10 protein-coding genes, 1 pseudogene and 1 riboswitch are annotated in these 18,579 nt (G+C 32.0%); of the genes and pseudogenes, 3 read left to right on the top strand and 8 right to left on the bottom strand.

Annotation, left to right across the window (positions count from 1 at the left end; genetic code table 11):
• The 3 genes from AC3VJB_RS08960 to AC3VJB_RS08950 are packed head-to-tail and all read right to left on the bottom strand — an operon-like array spanning position 1 to position 6,331.
• Entirely contained in the window at positions 1-1,440 is a 1,440-nt protein-coding gene (locus AC3VJB_RS08960; protein ID WP_497667048.1) for a M20/M25/M40 family metallo-hydrolase, read from the bottom strand.
• A 49-nt stretch (positions 1,441-1,489) separates the two neighbouring features.
• The gene (locus AC3VJB_RS08955; RefSeq protein WP_159489843.1) at positions 1,490-3,271 is read right to left on the bottom strand and encodes a TonB-dependent receptor; all 1,782 of its coding nucleotides are present in this window, start codon (positions 3,269-3,271) and stop codon (positions 1,490-1,492) included.
• Between the two features lie 39 nt (positions 3,272-3,310).
• Entirely contained in the window at positions 3,311-6,331 is a 3,021-nt protein-coding gene (locus AC3VJB_RS08950; protein WP_497667047.1) for a tetratricopeptide repeat protein, read from the bottom strand.
• Positions 6,332-6,455: 124 nt separating this feature from the next.
• On the opposite strand from AC3VJB_RS08950, the pseudogene AC3VJB_RS08945 reads away from it, so the two are divergent.
• Positions 6,456-6,978: pseudogene (locus AC3VJB_RS08945) on the top strand (cell division ATP-binding protein FtsE); the annotation flags it as partial.
• Positions 6,979-7,353: 375 nt separating this feature from the next.
• On the opposite strand, the gene mdh reads toward AC3VJB_RS08945, so the two are convergent.
• The 4 genes from mdh to gyrB all read right to left on the bottom strand — a co-directional run bounded on the left by mdh (position 7,354) and on the right by gyrB (position 13,498).
• Positions 7,354-8,280, bottom strand: a complete 927-nt coding sequence (mdh, locus tag AC3VJB_RS08940; protein WP_073181642.1) for a malate dehydrogenase — start codon at positions 8,278-8,280, stop codon at positions 7,354-7,356.
• A 126-nt stretch (positions 8,281-8,406) separates the two neighbouring features.
• Positions 8,407-10,326 (bottom strand): BamB-related PQQ repeat family beta-propellar protein, encoded by a 1,920-nt coding sequence (locus AC3VJB_RS08935; protein ID WP_047788476.1) that lies wholly within the window; start codon positions 10,324-10,326, stop codon positions 8,407-8,409.
• 124 nt (positions 10,327-10,450) lie between these two features.
• Positions 10,451-11,470, bottom strand: a complete 1,020-nt coding sequence (locus AC3VJB_RS08930; RefSeq protein WP_073181637.1) for a DUF6588 family protein — start codon at positions 11,468-11,470, stop codon at positions 10,451-10,453.
• Between the two features lie 90 nt (positions 11,471-11,560).
• Positions 11,561-13,498 (bottom strand): DNA topoisomerase (ATP-hydrolyzing) subunit B, encoded by a 1,938-nt coding sequence (gene gyrB, locus AC3VJB_RS08925; protein ID WP_047788474.1) that lies wholly within the window; start codon positions 13,496-13,498, stop codon positions 11,561-11,563.
• Between the two features lie 429 nt (positions 13,499-13,927).
• Here gyrB and AC3VJB_RS08920 point away from each other — a divergent pair, with 429 nt between their 5' ends.
• Positions 13,928-15,106, top strand: coding sequence for a DUF3103 family protein (locus AC3VJB_RS08920; protein WP_437823049.1), 1,179 nt, complete (start codon positions 13,928-13,930; stop codon positions 15,104-15,106).
• Between the two features lie 89 nt (positions 15,107-15,195).
• Here AC3VJB_RS08920 and asnB read toward each other — a convergent pair whose 3' ends face one another.
• Positions 15,196-16,857: an asparagine synthase B gene (asnB, locus tag AC3VJB_RS08915; RefSeq protein WP_349264466.1), complete on the bottom strand. Its 1,662-nt coding sequence runs from the start codon at positions 16,855-16,857 to the stop codon at positions 15,196-15,198.
• Between the two features lie 251 nt (positions 16,858-17,108).
• Positions 17,109-17,306, top strand: a riboswitch (cobalamin riboswitch).
• A 95-nt stretch (positions 17,307-17,401) separates the two neighbouring features.
• Here asnB and AC3VJB_RS08910 point away from each other — a divergent pair.
• Positions 17,402-18,466: an NHL repeat-containing protein gene (locus tag AC3VJB_RS08910; protein ID WP_437823047.1), complete on the top strand. Its 1,065-nt coding sequence runs from the start codon at positions 17,402-17,404 to the stop codon at positions 18,464-18,466.
• Positions 18,467-18,579: the final 113 nt, after the last annotated feature.

Here is an 18,579-nt window from a genome sequence, read left to right as displayed (position 1 = left end):
TTAAGGTTTTAAAGCTTCTTCATTATATAAATATTTATCCATTAAATATACAATACTAGCCATAGAAGCACTTCCTAACTCAAGTTCACGTTTATTTACTTTATCAAATGTATCTGTAGCTGCATGATGATAATCAAAATAGCGTTGTGAATCTGGTCGGTAGCCTACTAAGGTAACATGGTCGTCTTTTAAAGGTCCGATGTCAGCACCGCCACCTCCAGCAGTAATATCATGTAATCCGTAAGGTGCTAAAAGCTTTTTCCAGCTTTGAACTAATTGCAAGTTTCTTTCATTAGCATCGATAGAGAAACCTCTTGGAGTATGCCCACCGGCATCAGATTCTAAAGCTCCAATATGTAATTCGTTATTTTCCTTTGCTAAACGAGCATATTCAGTAGCGCCACGTAAACCATTTTCCTCATTCATAAAAAATACAATACGGATTGTGTTTTTAGGTTTAATATTGTTCTTTTTAAACAAATAAGCAACTTCTAACGATTGTACAATTCCGGTTCCGTCATCATGTGCGCCTTCCCCTAAATCCCAAGAATCTAAATGTCCGCCAACAACCATAATTTTATTAGGGTATTCACTTCCTTTAATTTCTCCTACGACATTGTGTGAAGGGGCATCAGGTAAGTTTTCGCAACTTTGTTTAAAATAAAACTGTAAGTTAGGGTTTTCTTTTAAATGCTTGCTTAAGTTTTCAGCAGCACGAGAACTAATAGCAGCTGCAGGAATGTATTCTTCTTTTGGAATATCACCGTACCCCATAGAACCTGTGTGTGGATAATCATCAATTCCATTAGTCATAGAGCGAACAATGACTGCTTTTGCTCCAAATTTTCCAACTATGGCAGCTCCTCCATAGCGTTGTCCTACACAACCTCCATAAGCTTGAAAGGTATTAATAAGAGTGTTGTCAAAAGCACCATTGAAAAATACAATTTTACCATTGGCTTTATCACCTAAGTTTTTAGCTTCTTCAATATTTTTTACTTCGATAACTTTTGCTATAATTCCGTTAGAAGGTGTTGCAATTGAGCCTCCTAAAGCACAAATAGGGACATTTATTTTTTCTCCGTTAAATTCATAATTAGCAACTTCTTTTTCTCCACGAACCCAATGAGGCACCATAATGGGTTGTAGCCAAACAGAATCTAAACCAACTTCTTTCATGAGTTTTTCTCCCCAAACAACTGATTTAGCTGCACCTTCTGAACCAGATAAACGGCTTCCAATATTTTGTGTTAAATCATGTAGCCATTCATATGATTTACCTTGGGTAAGTGCAGTGTTGAATAGTTTTTTTACTTGTGTTGAATCTTGTTTGTAGTTTGCTTCTGTGTAGGTGTTTGAAGCTGTTGTAGGTTGTTTTTGTTCTGTTTTACAAGCAAAAAAAGTAATACTTGTAAGTAATAAAAAAGTTAGTTTTTTCATTTAGGGTATTAGTTTTAACACCCTAAATGTAAGTTATATATTTTAATTTTTAGAACAGTGTATCAAACTTCCAGGTTAAGCCGCCCATTGCTTGAAATCCTTGTACATTAAAGTTGTTGAATCGTTGATAGCTGTTGTTTAAAACATTGTTTAAGTTTAAGAAAACAGAGAACGAATCATCAAAATGATACCCACCATTAAAGTTTACATCAAAATAACTTTTTAAGTCTACTGAAGTAAAGGTCTCAGCAGGTAAAGTGTCATAAATTCTTCCTTTACGATTTCCTACGAAGTATAAGTTAGCACCAGCAAACCATTTATTGGTTTTGTAGGTTCCAAAAACTTCTCCTTTTATTTTAGGCGTGTTCCAAGCTTCTTCTTCATTGGTTAAGGTAAATTTATTGAACTGAGCATTCGCTCCAATAGTAAGATTTTTAATGCCATCAAAGGCAACTTCACCAAAGAAGGTCATTAACTTAATATCATCATAAATTACTTTAAAAGAGTTCCCATATTCATATCCATAGAATGTAAATCCATTAGTTCCAGCAATGTTATCACCCTCCGATTTTGATTGATTCAGTACAAAAAATGGATTATTTTCTATGTCAGCATAACTTACTTTTGCATTATAACTGAATTGATGATTTAGTTTACCTCTAATTCCTCCGAAAGCATCAAACTTTTTATTAGTTTGTCTCATGTCAAGAGTAGGAGATAAATATGGGTTATCATCTGTAAAAGATTGATACATATTTGTGGTTAAATCACCAGATGCGCCAACAAATACATTTGCTAGTTCTTTAACGATAGGATATGAAATTTCTACATCAGGATAGATGAAAAAGTTGTTTTCACTATTTTCTGTATCCATTGAAAAGTAACTTTTTGCTCCTAATTGAATTGCTAAATCTTGTACATTGAATTTGTAAGTAGGATGTACTCCAAGTGTAATGAAGTTATAATCTATCGGAGTAATTGCATCGTATGCGTAAGCATAAGAACCTCCTAAGTAATTAATAGTGGTATTTATATACAAATCGTTTAATTGGCGATGAAAATTATCTAAAGGAAAACGAAATTGTGCATTACCATCAACTAAAAATTCAGCACTTTCAAACGAGTCAGAGAAAAAAGCGATTGACCCATTAGCTTCATCTAAAAAAGAGTCATCTGGTTTTATTTGACCAAATATTTTTATGTGATTGTAACTTTGTGCTTCTTCAATAGCACTTAAAGTAGTTTCTGTAAACGTAATATTTGTAGGTAAACCGTACCAGTTGTATTTGTCTTTTTCAGCACTGATACCTGCTGACCATTGAAAATAACGTTCTTGTTGGGTGTAGTTTATGTTTAGGTCAATATTATAAAAAGTACTGCTTAATTCTGTGTTAGCTACAGGGTCAGATGATAATAGGAACTTTAGATGTGCTGTTAATTCACTATTATAACTTTCATTTCGTCTTACATATGCTTCTAAAAAAGGTGAAAGGACGTTTCCGAAACCAACCGATACATAGTTAGGATATAACTTTTCTCTTTTACCCAAGTCAACTTTTTTCATTGTTCCACTTTTGGGGATAAAAGTAGAGGCAACAGGAACCGAATATATTTGATATTCTAAAGCTTTTTTCTGAGTTTCTTTTGTGTGTTCAATCACAGGTTTTTGCTTTATTTTAAAAGCATCAGTAATTTTAGGAACATATGAAGTTACAACATTTACAACTTCGGTTTTTATAATAGTGTCTTTAGCTTTATTAGTGGTGTTTTTTTCTTGTGCATTTGTGTATGCTACTACAAATAAAACAAGTAAACTTAAGTGCTTTTTCATCGATCTAGTCATTTAACTTTCGTTTGTTATTAACAAATTTTAGTTTTGGGTAGTTACTGATTCGTTTGTTTTTGCTTCTTTATTTTTAATGGTACGAAGCTCGTTTTTTGCTTCTTCAATTACATCTTTATACTGTGTAAAGTTTTTGATGATGTTCTCCAGGATGTATGTTGCTTGATATGCATCTTTCAAAGCATAATAGTTTTTAGCCATTATTATATAACTTTTAACTCCCCAGTACTTATATGATGAGTAGTTGGCAATTAAATCTTGTACAGCTTTGGTAGATGCTTCATATTCTTTATTCTCATGCAAAAAGAAAGCATTGTAGTATAAACATTCGGCTTTCAGTTCACCAGTAGCTTTTTTACTAGCTTCGTTAAAATATTCTTCAGCAGTTAAAAAGTCATTGTTTTTGAAAGAGGAGCGTGCTAAAATTATTTTAGCATCCTCAGCAATATTAGTATCTACCTTTCCTTTGAGTAACACTTTTTCAGCATAAGTAATAGCATTGGTGTAATCATCTTTTTTATAGTACCCTTTCATTAAATTACTTTGAGCAAAAATGATGTTTTGTGGGTAGTTAGCTTCCTTTTCTAGTTGTTGGAGTACTACAATACCGTTGCTCCAATCTTCTTTTTGTAAATAAATATTAGCTAACTTCGTTAAAGATTCTTCTGTAAACTCGCTTTTTGTTTGTTTGTTTACATAGGTGTAGTGAGGGATAGCTTTATCAAATAACTTTGTGTTGTTATACGCTTGAGCTAAGTAAAAATGAGCTTTTAAGACATTAATCCCGTTAGGAAATTGTTGTAAGTATTTATTGAATCCTTCAATAGCCTTAGTGTTGTCGTTCTCTAGGAATTTATTTTCAGCAGATTGATAGGTTGCGTTATCTAATTCTGCATTGCTAACATTAGCAAAAGATATGTTTTTAACCCAAGTAGCATATTCATCTACTTTACCTATATCGATATATACATTTTTAACGTTGGTTACTGCTTGTTTTGCTTCGTTTGAATTAGGATGCTTCGCAACAACTTCTTTATATTTTTCGATAGCTTTTCTGTTGTTGTTGTTGCTATAATATAATAATCCTTGGCGTAATAATACATTTGGAACGTAGTTGCTTTTTGGATGATTCTTTAATAAACGTTCGTAAGTTTTTTGCGCTTTTGAAACGTTATTCATGGTTGTGTAAGTGGTTGCTAATTGAAATAAAGCATCATCTTTTAATTGAGAACCATCGTAATCACTAATTAAAGTTTCTAGATCTTGGACTTTAGCATCATTTTTTCCCAAAAAGCCATTACTCATAGCGGTTTGATATTGTGCATAATCAGATCCTACACCGCCTTCTTGAATTACCTTATTATATGCCTTAATAGCATTTGTGTAGCTTTTTGAAGCATAAAAAGAATCTCCTAGGCGATTGGAAGCATCATCGTTTAAATCGTTATCATCAAGATTCTGTTCTAAAAATTGCTGAAAGTATTTTGCAGCATTTGGATAACTTTTTAATTTGAAGTTTGTGTACCCAATTTGGTAATTAAGCATCTTAGCCTCGTTAATATCCTTATCAGTAACAGATAAGAAGTGTTTAAGGGCACTTTGATAATTTCCTAAAGAATATTCGGTTTCAGCCAACCAGTAAGCTGCTTTGTTACTCACAGTAGGGTTCTCTGACTGAGTTGCATTTACAAAGTATGGTTTGGCTTCTGTTATTTTAGTTTCGTTATATAATTGAATTCCCCTGTATAAAGAAACTTCATTAATAATACTTTTACTTTCTGGAGTCTCTGAAGTATTTAAAAAGTCCAAAGCACCTTGATAATCTTGTTGATGCAAGTATGAAGTCACTAACAAATTGCTAATTTCAGCAGCGTATGGAGATGTTGGGTATTTAGCTAAAAAGCCTTTTAAAACATCAGGAACACTTTCATACGGGTTTCCTTCCTCGTAACTTAACTTCGCATAATTTAAAGAAGAACTTTGAGTAATTTGAGCATCAAAATCCATTTCACTTGCATTTTTAAATGCGTTTAAAGCTTCCGTTTTTTTATCTAATTCTAAATAACACTCTCCTAAATGATAGTAAGCATTTTGCGCTACTTTGTTATTTCCACCAATAATTTTATTAAAATTACTAACAGCAGTTTCATAATCTTTTTGTTGATAATAAGCATAGCCTAAATAATAGTAATCGGTATTTGTCCAACGACCATTTTTTCCTTTGTAGGCTTTTAAAAACGGAATAGCTTTTTCGTATTTTTTAAGGTTGAAATAACTTTCACCAACAATTTTAGAAATTTCAGAAATCTCTTTTTGATCTTTCGTAGTTTTTAGTAATTGTTCTCCAATTTGAATTGATTTATCGAACCTTCCAGCTTTAAAACTGATGTCTAATATATAGTAATTTGCTTTTGCTTGGTAAGTAGCATCATTAGCTAGTTGACTTAAATTGTCTTCTGCTTCTCCAAAGTTTTCTTCTTTATAGGCTATGTATCCGTAATAGTAACGAGCGTCGTTACCATAAATAGGATTTCCTAACAGAGTTTGAAAACGAGATTTAGCATCTTTTAAATAGTTAGAAACTAATAATGCATAGCCCATTTTATAATTGAGTTCATTTTTTTCTTCTGGACTCAATAGTTTTTCATTTACTTTTTGATACCATTTTAGGGCGTGAGCAGCTTTTCTGTTGGCGAAATAATAATTACCAACATTTAAAAATGCTTTTTCTTTTTTATTGTTGTAAGGGTAGTTTTCAACAAACTGATTAACTCTATAGTCAGCATCATCTTGTTGTAATTTTATTGCACACATAGCATCATAATAGTCAGCATCAGCTTTTAAGTTATGATGTTTTTCAGAATTTAGTGAAACTTCACGAAAAACTTCTTGAGAAGCAGCGTATGCTTTATTATTATACAAGCGCATTGCTTTATGAAAATTGGCATTTACATCAGTATTTATAGCTGATTCTTGCGCTATTACCGCTGTTGTAATGGTTAAAAAAACAAATAAGTAGCAGCTTTTTTTGAAACAGTTAAATCTCATATTTTTTAGTTATCTAGAAACTATAACGTTAGTTTTTTATTTTTGTTGGGAGACTTTTTATCAAAAGTAAGAAATGTTAGAGAATTACGTTATAAAATTTTAGATTTGTAAAAAACTACACTCCATGGAAAATCCTGTTTTACACCTAGAAAACGCAGATATTTATCAACAAGACAATTTAGTGTTATCAAAAGTAAACTTTACTTTAAATAAAGGTGATTTTTATTATTTAATTGGTAAAACTGGAAGTGGGAAAAGTAGTTTGTTAAAAACCTTGTATGGTGATTTACGTTTGCAACGTGGTTTAGGAAGCATCGTTGATTTTGATTTAAAGAAAATGAAAGAAAAAGATATTCCTTTTTTAAGAAGAAAATTAGGTATCGTTTTTCAGGATTTTAAACTATTAAACGATAGAAACGTATTTGAAAATTTAGAGTTTGTATTAAAGGCAACTGGGTGGAAAGATAAAACTGAAATGAAAGATAAAATTCATGAAGTTTTAGATAAGGTAGGAATGAAGGAAAAGTACTATAAAAAAACTTTTGAATTGTCTGGAGGAGAGCAACAACGCGTAGCAATTGCAAGAGCATTATTAAATAATCCTGAATTAATTTTAGCAGACGAACCTACGGGGAACTTAGATCCAAAAACTTCACTAGAGGTGATGGAGTTATTGAATGAAATTCACCAAAGTGGAAAAACGATTCTTATGGCTACGCACGATTATCAATTGATTGTAAAGTTTAAACAAAAAGTAATTAAATGCGAAGGTGGAGAATTGTTTGAAGTAGTACAGCAAGCAGTTTAATTTTTTATAAAAAAAAACAAACCCACTTCAAGAATGAAGTGGGAAAATTGCTATGAAAAACTATGAAAAGAAACACTACTAATGCTTCTCCATAATAAAGACGTTCAGATTAGCAGAATCTTACACCACTATTTGAATTTTAACAAAAAATTATAAAAAAAAGTCCTGAGTAAATTCATTACTCAGGACTTTTAGATTCTACGTTTTTAACTTCCTAGAAAGTTAAAGTAGTGTTGTTGTTTTTAACAGCTTCAGCAGAAGAAGTTAAAGCAGCTTTTTCTTCTTCGCTTAAGTTAATTTCAACGATTTTTTCAATTCCGTTTTTACCTAATACTACTGGTACACCAATACATAAATCAGATAAACCATATTCTCCCTCTAATAAAGCAGAACAAGGGAATATTTTCTTTTGGTCACAAGCAATTGCTTGTACTAAACCAGATACAGCAGCACCTGGAGCATACCAAGCAGAAGTACCTAATAAACCAGTTAGGGTAGCACCACCAACTTTAGTATCTTGTTTTACTTGCTCTAATCTTTCTTCTGATAAGAATTCAGATACAGGAACAGAGTTACGAGTAGCTAAACGAGTTAACGGTACCATTCCTTTGTCAGAGTGTCCACCAATAACCATTCCGTCAACATCAGAAATAGGAGCTTCTAAAGCTTCAGCTAAACGATATTTAAAACGAGCAGAGTCTAATGCTCCACCCATACCAATGATTCTATTTTTAGGTAATCCAGTCGCTTTGTGTACTAAATATGTCATAGTATCCATTGGGTTAGATACTACGATAATGATTGTATTAGGAGATTGCTCAACTAAACTAGCAGCTACTGATTTTACGATACCAGCATTGATTCCTAATAACTCATCGCGAGACATTCCTGGTTTACGAGCAATACCTGAAGTAATTACACAGATGTCTGATCCAGCAGTTTTGCTATAATCTCCTGTTGTTCCTGTAATTTTAGTATCAAAACCATTTAAAGAAGCAGTTTGCATTAAATCCATTGCTTTACCTTCAGCAAAACCTTCTTTAATATCAACTAAAACAACTTCAGAAGCGAAATTCTTAATAGCAATGTACTCAGCACAACTAGCACCTACAGCACCTGCTCCTACAACCGTTACTTTCATTTTATATATGTTTTTTGTAATTAATTATGTTTATAAGTGCGGAATCCGCACAAGATGCACAAAAATAGCGATTTGGCTATGGATATAAAAGAAAAACCCGTTGATATTTCAACGGGTTTTATATTGTTAGTTGTAGCTAAATATTTTTAAGTCTTTTCCTTTAGAAAAATAAATCTTTTTAGCGGGCTTGTCAATTTTGTATTTTGGTTTATCTACACCAAACTCATATGTTTCAACAGTGTCACCAGAATCTTTGTTAACTTGCACTAAAACTTTTTTACCTCCTTTGTTTGCATAGAAGAAGGCATTATTTTTAGTGGCTTTAAAAGCATTGTGACGGTCTCCATCCCATAATAACTCTCCTATTTCAGAAATCGTTGTTCCGTCGTTAAATTGAGATACGCCTTTGTTAGCATGTTTTATACCGCGATTTATTGTGTTTTGTTTACCTACAAAAGCTCCTGATCCAACTAGTGCTGATCCATATGTGGCGTTAGCGTATCCAAGTCCTTGCATTCCAAAACCAGTAAAACCTAATGCATAAGAACCAAAATTCTTTAAATGTCTAAACCCTTCGCCAGGTTGTTTAAAGTATTCATTCTTTATTACATTACCTTTGAAGTCTGTAATTACATATTCCCAGTTGCTGTTGATGAAATAACCATTGTCTCTTATTTCAACAGAGGTTATTTTACTAGCATCATTAAAATCAATCTTTTTTACTTGGTCTTTTCCAAGTTCTTTGTCAGGGTTTAAAATGTATAGTTTTTTACCACTTAATAAAATTAAAGAGTTGTTTTTCTCATGATAGGTTAGTTTATCATTTTTTTCATCTAATTTAATTTTGTATACTCTTTTCTCTTCTCCGTTTTGGAAATATTCTATTCTGTATGGGGTTACAAAAATAGTACCTTTATCATAAGAGAAAGTAGTGAATTCTTCTTCGTCGTCTACTTCAAAATCTACATTTTTAATAACCTTTTGAGGTTTTTTCCAAACTTTTTTACCAGTATTATCTACCAAATGCTTTTTGTTTTTGTAATAAACAATATAACCTTCTGAAGTTTTTTCAACACCTTTAACTTTTTTTCTTTTGAATTCTTTTTTCCAAGCATCTTCACCAGTATGATAGTCAAATAATTTAGCTCCGTCTTCGTGGATTAAAAATAATTTTCCATCCTCAAATTGATAGTCTACAAACCCCTCATCTAGTTTAATAGGTTTTTTCCAAGTTTCTTTACCTGAATTTACATCAAAAGCAATAAGCTCTTTACCAATTACTTTTTTCCCTATTAGGGATAATCCCATGGTAAAACCAGCTTTAATAGCTCCCCCAACTAAAGAACTACTTTTGTTTTCAACAGCGATTAAAGACTTATTATCTTCTGTAAAAAACAATTTACCAGCATCGTATTTTTCTGATAATATAACTTTACCATCAGATTTGTTGATTAAAAAAACAGTTTTACCAGCTGTAAAAGCAATTTTATCTTCGTTTTGGATAAAGTTATAAGCACCTGCACCTCCTAATAATAAGCTTCCTAATTTCTTATTGGTTTTTATAGAGCTTTCCCAAATGATGTTATCATTTTCAATGCTAGTTAAAAATAGTTTAGCTTCAGTTTTATCAGTTTTTGCAAAAAATAAAATAGCATTTTTACCAAAAACAAACTTGTCATCAAAAATTCCTTTGTATCCATTGGTCTTTTCGTCTAAAATTTTATGACCTGTTTTGATGTTGAAAATTGTTTGATTAAATTTTCCGAATGGAGATAATGCTACTTCACTAAAAGAAGAGCCTCCATCTTGACCAAGAGCATTAAGATTTTTAATAAACCCACTTTCTTTGAACTCCCATATTTTTTGACCTGTTTCACCATTAACTCCATATACGGCACCGTCTGTTGTAATCACGGGAATCCCTGTTAGGTTGTGTAGGTAAACGTCACTAATTTTACTATCGAGAGTAAGTGTGTGATCAGGGGCCTTTTGGGCAGATACTAATATAGAGATTAATAGAAGTAATAAGAATAATTTTGTTTTCATAACACTTAAAAATTAAGAGGTTAAAATTTTGTTAAAGTAAAAAAATTAGTTGCGAATATAGAGAATAAAAAAAACCTATTTTTACAAAATAGGTTTTTTTTATTATTGGTTTATAAAGTGAGTTTTATCTAAAACTAAAAGCAATACCTGCATTAACAGAGTTATACTCTTGTAAGGTATAACTTCCGAAGATTTTAAAGAAACCTAAACTTAAACGAGCACCTAATGTGGTGTTAAAGCTACCCGTATTAGTCTTTAAAGATAAAGGGTCAGTAACTCTTTCTTCATCTACTGGAATATTATTGAATTCGTATCTAAGAATGTAGGTTCCAAGCATATTTAGTCTGGTATTACCTCCATTATATCCTACACCTCCGTAAATATTAATAACAGGAAAGTTTAAAGATGCGATTGCTTGTACAGTATATGAATTTAGTTTAAATTCTGCAGAAGCATTTTCGGTTGATACATCACCAGAAACATCACCTATTGTATAATCAACATTCATATTGGTGTAGGCAGCTAGTAAAGAAACATGCAATGGTGTTTTATCCATAGGACCAAACCAATTGGTAATTTCTTTTTTTACTCCTATTCCAAACAATCCTCCTTTTACATCATCAGAGCCTACTTTTGGTACATATCTAACCATTGCTTCAAATTTATAAGGAAGTCCTAATCCAATTTGAACAGAAGGAGCTGGTACGGCATTAGCAGGTAGATCATCTTTAACGCCTTCAGGCATTGTAAAGTTAGCTTCAACTTCTTGTCCATTAACGGTTGTTCTATATGTTAATTCTGCAGGAGTTAGGGAATTGCTTCCAGTAACTGTTGGTGTAGTATTTTGGTTATAGGTAGTATTACTAGATAATCCTATTTTTGTTAGATTAAATATTTCATCTTCAGAAGGTACAAAAGAAGCATTAGCACCAATAGTGATATCAAAGCCAAATTTTTTGTGAACTTTAGCAGTATGATACCAGCCATTGTTCATGCTATAAATAAAACCTTTCATAGCAGGATCTAAATAAGCATTTGTTAGTTTGCTAGCGTCTTCTTTTGCTAATAAAATAGTTTCTAATTCCTGAGCTTTAACACTAAAGCTTACCATTAAAGTTAAAAGTGGTAAAAGAATTTTTTTCATAATTATGAGGATGTTGTTTTAAGCGGTAAAAATATAAAATAAAAAAAGCTCAATAATTTTATTGAGCTTTTTTGTCGTTAAGAAATTGTTTTATGCATCAATATTCGCATATTTTGCATTCTTTTCTATGAAATCTCTACGTGGAGGAACTTCATCACCCATTAGCATAGAGAATATTCTATCAGCTTCAGTTAAGTTGTCAATAGTAACTTGTCGTAGTGTTCTAAACTCAGGATTCATGGTAGTGTCCCATAATTGTTCTGCGTTCATCTCTCCAAGACCTTTATAACGTTGAATTGTTACTGATCCACCCATTTTTTGAGCAATTAAATCACGTTGATTGTCATCCCATGCATACTCGCGTTTTTGCCCTTTTTTAACTAAATATAAAGGAGGAGTAGCAATGTAAATATATCCTTGTTCAACCATTTCACGCATGTAACGGAAGAAGAATGTTAAGATTAAAGTAGCAATGTGAGAACCATCCACATCGGCATCACACATAATAACTACTTTATGGTAACGTAATTTGGTTAAGTTTAATTCACGAGGGTCGTCTTCTGTTCCAATAGTAACTCCTAATGCAGTAAACATGTTTTTGATTTCTTCATTTTCAAAAACTTTATGTTGCATAGCTTTTTCTACATTTAAGATTTTACCTCTTAAAGGAAGAATGGCTTGGAAGTTACGATCACGACCTTGTTTTGCAGTACCACCTGCCGAGTCTCCCTCAACAAGGAATATTTCACATTGAGCAGGGTCAGTTTCAGAACAGTCTGATAATTTACCAGGTAAACCACCAATACTCATTACTGTTTTACGCTGTACCATTTCACGAGCTTTGCGTGCTGCGTGACGTGCTTGTGCAGCTAAAATAACCTTTTGAACAATGGTTTTAGCGTCGTTTGGATTTTCTTCTAAGTAATCTGTTAACATTTCAGATACCGCTTGTGATACAGCAGCGCTTACTTCACGGTTACCTAATTTTGTTTTTGTTTGACCCTCAAATTGAGGTTCTGCTACTTTTACAGATACAATTGCTGTCAATCCTTCACGGAAGTCATCACCAGCAATTTCGAATTTTACATTTTTAAGTAAACCAGACTCATCAGCATACTTTTTTAATGTGTGCGTTAAACCACGACGGAAACCTGATAGGTGTGTACCTCCTTCGTGTGTATTAATGTTATTTACGTATGAGTGTAAATTCTCAGCATACGAATCATTGTACACCATAGCAACTTCTACAGGAATTCCATTCTTTTCACCTTCCATAGAAATTACATCTTGAATAATCTGTGTTCTTGTCCCGTCTAAGAATTTCACAAATTCAGATAAACCTTCCTCAGAATGAAATGTTTCAGAAATATTATTTCCTTCATCATCCTGATTACGTTTGTCAGTTAACGTAATGGTGATACCTTTATTTAAGTATGCCAATTCGCGCATACGTGTAGCTAAGGTATCGTAGTTGTATTCTGTTGTTTGTTGAAAGATTGATTTATCTGGCAAGAAGCTAACAATAGTTCCAGTAAAATCTGTATCTCCAATAGTTTTTACAGGGTATAAAGTTTTACCTCTTTCATATTCTTGTTGCCAAATTTTACCTTCTTTATGTACAGTTGCAGTTAAATGATCAGAAAGTGCATTCACACAAGAGACTCCAACACCATGTAGTCCACCAGATACCTTGTATGAATCTTTATCAAATTTACCACCAGCACCAATCTTGGTCATTACAACCTGTAGGGCAGAAACTCCTTCTTTTTTATGAATTCCAACAGGAATACCACGACCATTATCTTTTACTGTAATAGAGTTATCTTCATTAATATCTACTGATATTTCATCACAGTGACCAGCTAAGGCTTCGTCAATAGAGTTATCTACAACCTCATATACTAAATGGTGTAATCCTCGTACTCCAACATCTCCAATATACATGGAAGGACGCATGCGTACGTGCTCCATTCCTTCTAGCGCCTGGATACTATCGGCAGAATAATTATGTTTTTTTTCTTCGCTCATTATAAAGAGAATTAAATTAAAGTCTTTATCATAAAAAAATCGCTCGGGAGCGATTATTGTTACATTACAAATTTACGATTTTATAAACTTTAAATAAAGTTTTTAAGAGGTTTTTGTGATGTTTTATCAACAATTGCTTAAGAAATAAAGAAGCCCTTAAAACGGCTAAAAACACTTTTAAATTAGAATTTGAAGATAAATGGATAGTTTGGTTTAATCTTTTTTTATAAAAATAGCTTATTTGGCTTTAAAAATGTTTTATAAAAGTAAAGTTATAAAATTGTTTGTTTGGTGTTAAATAAATGAATTTAAATTAGTGTTTAATGGTTTTTTGTTTGTGCTTTTGTAAAAAATTAACATTTTTTAAGGTTTTTGTTGTGTTTTTTGTTAATATTGAAGCTAGTATTAATAAATTAAATTTTTTTTAAAATGAAAACCCCCCGAATTTTATTAGGAGCTTTATTGGCTTCTATGTTGTTTATTGGCTGTAACAATTCTGAAGAATTAGTTACTGGTTCAGAAAGTTTGACAGAAGAGCAAATTTCTAGTTTAACAAATAAGAAAGAAGCTACTTTTCAATTTATTGATTTGATGAAGAATCAAAGCTTTAAAGAAAAGACTCTTGAGTTATTGAATAATCAGCAACCAAGTGTAGCGATGTCTAAAATTTTAAACCAAACTTCTGAGTTTGTAAGTGATGAAGAGTCATATAAAATGTTAATGTCTAAAACCACTATGTTAGAAAGTAAGGCGTCTAAAGAAGCCGCTCCTGAAAAGATAGAGATTTTGGAAGTTTGGATGCACAATGGAGAGAGAATAGAAGATTTTTCTAATGTATTATTTTCTTTTGCTCCTGAAGGAGATGAGAAAACTTGGGAGAGAGTTGAAGCGTATACAATAGATAAAGAAGTTGTTTATCTTGATCCTAAAGAAGCACCAAGTCAAACAGTTATTGTTATTGAAACTGATGGTTTTGAAGCCTTGAAGAGAGAGGTAATTTATATGAATGAGTATCTTCAAGAAAATGGAGTTCAAAACAACAGGTTTTTAAAGTCTTCATTAGATTTAAGTACTAAATCTGCAAGAAACACTGGATTAGAAACTACGAAGTTAGATAAAATAAGATTAAATGACGATGAAGAGCCTTGGATAAGTGGTGCTGCTGAGGTATATGCAATAACATCTGGTATTAAAGATGATAAAAATAACCCTGAAATTAAGATAATACCTATGTATTATTTAGATCATGACGATACTGATTATTACCCGAATCAAATATTATTGTTTTGGGATGATTATCAATATCAAGCAGCAAATATTCAGTTATTTGAAAAAGATGACAATACAAATTATAAAGACTTAGTTTCTGCTATTGTAAATGGAGTTTTTCAAATTATAGGAACAGTTTCAACACAACCTTGGGTTAATGTTTTGGGTCAGGTTGCTGGAGCAATAATTCAAGCGATGCCTGATAGCTGGTATGCCAATAATGATGATTATGTAGATTCGTTTTATACAATTGAAAAAAATAAGAGTTACTATAATTATTATGGAGCTAGAAGAAATGCAAAGGTGAACTTATCTCCTTTTTATGTAGCTCCAAATTAAAAAATAAATTTAAAGGAATAACAAAAACCTCGCCAATAAGCGAGGTTTTCTTTACAACTAAAATTTGAAAAAAAAACTAAGAATTTTTCTTAGTAAGCGTCTTCATGTACAGCTTTGATAGCTCTACCAGAAGGTTCGTTTTGGTTTTGAAAACTTTTATCCCAAGCCAGTGCGGTAGGGGTGCTACAAGCAATTGAAGGCACAGACGGAACTGTTAAAGCAGCAGTTTCACTTGGAAAATGCTCTTCAAATATTGAACGATAATAGTATTCTTCTTTAGCTCTTGGTGTTTGTGTAGGAAAGCGATGTGGAGCATTTGCCATCATTTCGTCAGTAATAGCAGCTTCTACAACTTCCTTTAAGGTGTCAATCCAGTTGTAGCCAACTCCGTCAGAAAATTGTTCTTTTTGTCTCCAAGCTACTTCTTTTGGTAAATAGCTCTCAAAAGCTTTACGTAACACCCATTTTTCCATACGTTCACCATTAATCATTTTGTCTTCTGGGTTAATACGCATTGCTACATCCATAAATTCTTTATCTAAAAATGGTACACGACCTTCAATTCCCCAAGCCATTAAGCTTTTATTGGCGCGTAAACAATCGTATTGATACAATTTATCTAATTTTCGTACAGTTTCTTTATGGAATTCTTCTGCATTAGGGGCTTTATGGAAGTATAAATATCCTCCAAAAAGTTCATCAGCACCTTCGCCAGATAAGACCATTTTTATTCCCATAGATTTAATAACACGTGCCATTAAATACATTGGAGTAGAGGCACGAACTGTTGTAATATCGTAAGTTTCCAGGTTGTAAATAACATCTTTTATTGCGTCTAAGCCTTCTTGAATAGTAAAGGTTATTTCATGATGAATAGTATCAATATATTCCGATACTTTTTTAGCTGCAGCTAAATCAGGTGAACCTTCTAAACCAATAGAAAATGAATGTAATTGCGGATACCAAGCAGCATCTTTATCACCAGATTCTACGCGTTTAGCAGCATATTTTTTTGCAATAGCAGAGGTGATGGAAGAATCCAATCCACCTGAAAGTAATACTCCATAAGGTACATCACTCATTAGTTGCCTATGAACAGCGGCTTCTAAAGCATCGCGAACTTCATCTATGGAGGTCTTATTGTCTTTCACAGCTTCGTATTCCATCCAATCACGAGAATACCATTTTTGTAATCCGTCTTCACGCGTATAATAGTGTCCTGGAGGAAAAATTTCGATTTTGTTACAAACTCCTTCTAGCGCTTTTAACTCAGAGGCCACATAAAAAGTTCCGTGTTTATCCCATCCCATGTATAAAGGAATAATTCCCATATGGTCACGAGCTACTAAATATTCATCTGTAATTGAATCGTACACAGCAAAACCAAAAATCCCGTTTAAATCATCTAAAAACTCAACTCCCTTTTCTTTGTATAAAGCTAAGATAACCTCACAATCAGATTTAGTTAAAAACTCATGTTTTTCCTTAAGTTGTTTTCTTATTTCTTTATGATTATATATTTCTCCATTAGCAGCTAAGACAAATCTACGGTCATGGCTAAATAGAGGTTGTTGTCCAGAGGCAGGATCAACAATTGCTAGTCGCTCATGTGCCATAATTGTTTTTTCATCGCTATAAATTCCACTCCAGTCTGGACCTCTATGGCGAACTTTCTTAGCCATTTCTAATAATTGAGGTCTTAATTTATCTGAAGATTGTTTTAAATCAAACGCACATACAATTCCACACATAATTTTAATTTTATTGTTTATTATAATGCAAATAACTGAATGATGTTTTTGTTTTTAAACAATTATGCTTTTTTTGGTTATATATTGTAACTTTAAAAGTTGAAAAACATATTTTAATTAACTTTAATTTGCGTTTTAAGCTATTATTATTCTACTTTTTAATTATTCTTATAACAATTATGAGAGTTTACTTTTATCGAAAAAGAAGGAAGTATAATTTTAACAGTAAAATTAGTGTTTCTTTCCTACGACTAAAATATATTTGCCGCGGTTTTTCTTTATTGTAAAGAAAATTAAAAGGGAATTAGGTGAGAATCCTAAACTGTACCCGCAACTGTAAACTTAGTCTATTAAAATTATAGATACTTGTTATTTCTTACGCCACTGTTTTTACGGGAAGGTAGTAGCAAGATGTTAGTCAGGAGACCTGCCAAAATTTAATTCATTGCTTTTCTTTCGGGTTAAAAGAAGAAGCAGTAAAGAACATTTGAAATATAATGTTTGTATTTTTTTGTTTTCAGAAACTTTAAATTTAATTATAATAATGATACGTAATTATAGTATTGTATTGGTATGTTTAATATCAGTTTTTTTTTCATGTTCAAGTGATTCAACGAAACAAGAACCAACTCCAATTTATGATAATTCTTTTATACTAAGTTATGAGGGGGACAAAACAGTGGTAGGGCATTTAGATGAAAGTCAAGTTTTTACCCTAAATGTATATGAGTCTCTAAATAAAAATTCAATATCTTTTACAAACTTTGAAAATAGTTTATTCATAGTGTCTCAAGACGGACCTAATTTTGTTACAAAATTAAACTTAAAAGATCTTGCAGAAGAAGTAACAGTGACTACATCTAAGGTAAGTAGCCCTTCGTACTTGGCCATGTACTCAGAAACTGATGGAGTAATCATTTCTACTGGTGGAAGAGGAAGACGAAGAACATATGATTTATCGTTTTTTAATGTAAGTGAAGGAGTTAAAGATAAAATTGATGGAGTTTCTTCAAAAGTATTGTTTTCAAAATCAGGAGTATTGGTAGATGGAGAAAACATATTGATTGCTGACGATAAAGAGTTGAAAGTATTAAATATCAAAGATAAGTCAATAAAAACCACAGTAATATTTGATGATGTAATTTCAGGAATCTTAAAAGATAAAAACAATAAAATTTGGATAGGAACTGAGAAAAGAATTGGAGATGCTAAGTTTGTAAGTTTGACAACTGATTATGGTATTGATGAAATGGTTACATTAACAGGAGTGAATTTATATAAGAATAGTATGCTTTCTGTAAGTGAGTCAGGTAGTAATGTTTATTGGTCAGAAGTGTCAACAGGAGTGATTCACCGTTTTAACACAGAAACAAAAAAAGCAGAAGAATTTATTAATCCAACTACAGAAGGAATAATGCTTACAACTGTTATAAGAGAGCATCCTATTACAGAAAAAGTATATGTTTTAGGCGCAGAAGATTTTTTTGATACGGAAAAAAGTATACTTACTATATATAATGAAGATAAATCTGTTTTTAAAACTGTAAAAGGAATAGGTAACTCGCCAATAGATATTTTCTTCTCTAAAGAAGATTTTTCTGTAAATTAAGTATTGTTTATTTATTTTTAATACAAAAAAGTTTGTAAAATCAAAATCACTTTATACATTTGTAGCATAATGATAAAACAACAATTAAATAACTGGTGGTGGAAAACTCATAA

It is taken from the genome of Tenacibaculum sp. TB-53 (genome assembly GCF_059716285.2).
This window is presented reverse-complemented; position numbering and strand designations above follow the sequence as displayed.